The 3632-nt window shown below is 46.3% G+C and carries 3 protein-coding genes and 1 pseudogene; all 4 read right to left on the reverse strand.

Translation table 11 applies throughout. The features are described from left to right. Positions 1–263: pseudogene (locus MHN01_RS20190) on the reverse strand (hypothetical protein); the annotation flags it as partial. A 378-nt stretch (positions 264–641) separates the two neighbouring features. Next, positions 642–1274: a TetR/AcrR family transcriptional regulator gene (locus tag MHN01_RS20195; RefSeq protein WP_239413042.1), complete on the reverse strand. Its 633-nt coding sequence runs from the start codon at positions 1272–1274 to the stop codon at positions 642–644. A 93-nt stretch (positions 1275–1367) separates the two neighbouring features. Continuing rightward, on the reverse strand, positions 1368–1883 hold the full coding sequence (locus MHN01_RS20200) for a DUF2505 domain-containing protein (RefSeq protein WP_239413043.1): 516 nt from the start codon (positions 1881–1883) through the stop codon (positions 1368–1370). Between the two features lie 9 nt (positions 1884–1892). Next, the coding region (locus tag MHN01_RS20205) for an SDR family oxidoreductase (protein WP_239413044.1) at positions 1893–3632 on the reverse strand (1740 nt) is incomplete at its 5' end.

The following is a 3632-nucleotide window of genomic DNA, read 5'->3' on the forward strand; positions in this document are numbered from 1 at the left end:
GATAACATCTCCTCGCTGAGGCGACGCTGATATTCCTGGTATAGTTGCTTATCTTTAACAATCGCTGATTTCTGTTCTTCAATACGAGAGGAAAGCGTAAAAATGCTGCTGCTGATCTTGGTTAGCTCTTTCAGTTCAGCTGTGTTGCTGTATTTAGCTTTTATTTGCTTAACTTGCTCTGCTTCGCTTTCTATGAGCAGTGTGTTGGCATGACTGGCAAAAGACAAACTAATGGCAGCGATGAGCATAGCGTTTTTAAACATGGGGCGATTAACCTTCGGAAAAGTACATATCCAACTCAGACATGCCAGAGTCTTTGTTATTGAGTAGCGACACATCTTACAACACGAGAGGCCATTTAATAACTAATCGGGCCGAATGTCACTCATTTTATGTATAGATAATACAAAATTTATACTTTTATCAAAGTTTCTTGCAGAATGGCATACGTATACAAAGCTGTATGCATATTGCTTTGATTTACAAAGAGATACTTTAAGGAGTAATTCGTCAATAAAGTGACGCAGATTATGTGGGAAAGTGTAGTGAGGGATATTTTTTTCGTGCTTGATATAGAAAAACAATAACGCCCGAAAAGTTAAAGGCGCTATTGTTTCGTTATTATCTTGTCGAAAGCTGTATTAGCTTACTAGTTCGTCGAGCAAATCCTGGTGCGTATAAAACGGTGAATCGGCTGATTCGGTCAAATAAGGTTCGACCATAGATATCAGACGAAGTACACCAGCTCTGATCAATTCAGTTTCGCTGTATTTGTCATCCAGCAACGTTTGGTAATTGAGCCAGTTCAGGCTAACCAGCAATAAATTATCGGCCAGCAAAGGTAGGCTTTTTTCATCGCATTTTAACTTACCAAGACTGATAAGGTGTGCCAGCATGTCATTGCTGAGGTGACGCAGCTTCAAGATCAGTGTACGTATTTTACGCTTGATTTGCGGACTCTGACTGTTGAGGCTGTCGAGGTTCCTAAACAGGAAGCGATAGTGAGTGAATAACGCCATAATGGTGTGCATAAATGGCCAATAGTCGTCAAAATCTTTTACCTGCTTCGGGTACTCGTTGCTGATGGTAACCAGCGAGTTTTGCAGCTCGGTTACCAGGGTTGCAATTATTTCATCCTTGCCCCTGAAGTGATAGTACAGGTTACCCGGGCTGATCCCCATTTCAGTAGCAATAATCAGTGTGCTTACCTGTGAAATACCGTCACGATTAAACAGGTCAAGGCTAACTAATAAAATCCTGTCGCGGGTTTTCATTGTATCTTCCTTGTTTTGCTAGGGTAGCTGCGCAGTACTGGTGGCATAAAGCACCGTAATACTGCACAGCTACACATATCTCAGCGGCGGTTTTTAGTCCTCTGCAACCAGCTGTGGCAGTGTTTCACACAGAAACTCGTACTCAGTTTGCATCTGCGCTTTGATATCATCACAGATGAAAGAGACTAACGTGCTGCCAATGAGCGGAACGGATGACTTAACAGTAACCGACACGTCGTTCTGGGTTGATACACCAGTACGGTCAGTTGGTTCGCTGAACATCATTTGCCCCGATATTGTCGCCGGGACACCAATGATTTCGACATCCATATGGCATAGTAGCTGCTCATTTTCCTGCCAGTGCCAACTTTCTTTTTGCTTTACGGTATTAAAGCTGCCCAAAATACTTTTTAGTACGCCGGGTACGTTGGCCGGAACCTCGCGCTGGGTTTCCACAATGAAGCCGTCATCCGTTTCTTCGAGTTTATTGACTCGGACATTTCGGGCACCCAACTTCAGGTACTTCTCAGTGATGAGGTCGTCTTCACTGAAGTAACGTAGCAAGGTATCCAAATTTTCCTTGTAGTCATGAATTGCAGTAACTTGCATAGTGTTTCCTTACATGTGTATTTCACGGATGATGCTAGATAATGCCATCACATCGGCGCTATCTTGTTTTGGATCTGAATCATGCTCCAAGCCATCAGATTCAGGTGCCATGTTAAAGCCGGTACTCATTACCAGTTCGCCAATCTTCGGATAAACACCATGGACCAAGGCCGCAAACAGACCAAGACGGTTTGCAATACGTTTAGGTTTTTCAATGATTGCTTTGACAATTAGATCGGCAGCTTCTTCGGATGTCAGCAGCGGGATCCCACCTTCAGCCTTACGATAGTGATCAGCGATCATCGGTGTTTCCACCAAAGGCATATTGATGGTGGTAAAGTTGATCCCCTGGCCGCACAGTTCGGCACCGGCAGTACGGGTAAATGAGTCCAGTGCAGACTTCGAAGCCGCGTAGGCAGAGAAGCGTGGCTGGTTGGTCAGAACGGCAATCGAGGAGATATTGATAATATGTCCGGCACGTTGTTCGACCATCTCAGGCAGTAGCCCCAGGATCATTCTTAGCGAACCGAAGTAGTTGATCTGCATGGTACGCTCGTAGTCATGCAGACGCTCAGTGGAGTGCATAACTGAACGACGGATTGAACGTCCGGCGTTATTGATCAGGATATCGACCTTGCCGTGATCACGCTTGATCTCTTCCAGCACTTTTTGGCTGGGTTCATCTTTGCTTAAATCACATTGGTAGATATATGCACGGCCACCACGGCGTTCTACTTCGTTACGGGTTTGCTGTAGGCGCTCCAGGTCACGGGCAATAAGTACCAGCGTGGCATTCGTTTCGGCAAGTTTCAACGCCGTGGTATAGCCAATACCTGATGATGCACCCGTCAGGGCAATCACCTTGTTGTCGACACAGCCTTTCAAGGTTCTGTCAACGTGAAGCGAAGGATCAAGGTTGCGTTCCCAGTAGTCCCAGATGTTGTTGGCATAATCCGGAAGGCGAGGGCAACTGATGTTACTGTCTGACAGTGCATTTAGTGTGTTTGTGCAATCAAACTGAGTCGGGTAGTTAAACATTCCCAACGCATCTTTAGGGACCTGTATTTCCTGGCTAATCGCATCAATGAAACGCTTGAGAACCGGAAGGTGGCCAAGCTGGCTCCAGAAGTGATTTGGCACCATACGGAACAGGCGCATATCAAGACGCATTGCCATTTTAGGGGCGTGTCCTGCCTCGGCAAACATATTGATGACTTCGCCAGCGCGATAAGGATCAGGATCCACCAAGTGGAAGCACTGTCCCTCTACATTGTCCTTGTGAGAGATATGATCGATACAGTCAGCAACGTAATCGACCGGTACCAGGTTTAGTCGGCCACCTTCAAGTCCTAGCAGTGGCATCCACTCTGGTAGCGAACGACGCAGGCGCTGAATGATTTTGAAGAAGTAATAGGGGCCGTCGACACGATCAGCTTCACCAGTGACTGAATCACCAATAACAATACCTGGGCGGTAGGCACGCCATGGAATCGTTGCTGATTCCCTGACCAATTTTTCCGCATCGTGCTTGGTGGCGAAGTAAGGATGATCAAGACCAGTTGCCTCATCCAGCATATCTTCGCGGAACCAGCCGCGGAATTGACCGGCGACTGCGATAGAACTGACGTAGTGGAAACAACCTGCGTTTATACGCTCTGCCAGTCTGAGCGTATTTTCGGTGCCGTTAATATTGGCACGCATCATTGCTTCTTCTTCTGCTTCAAGATCGTAAATTGCTGCAAGGTGGTA

The sequence above is a fragment of the Photobacterium sp. OFAV2-7 genome (assembly GCF_022347985.1).
Classification (GTDB): domain Bacteria; phylum Pseudomonadota; class Gammaproteobacteria; order Enterobacterales; family Vibrionaceae; genus Photobacterium.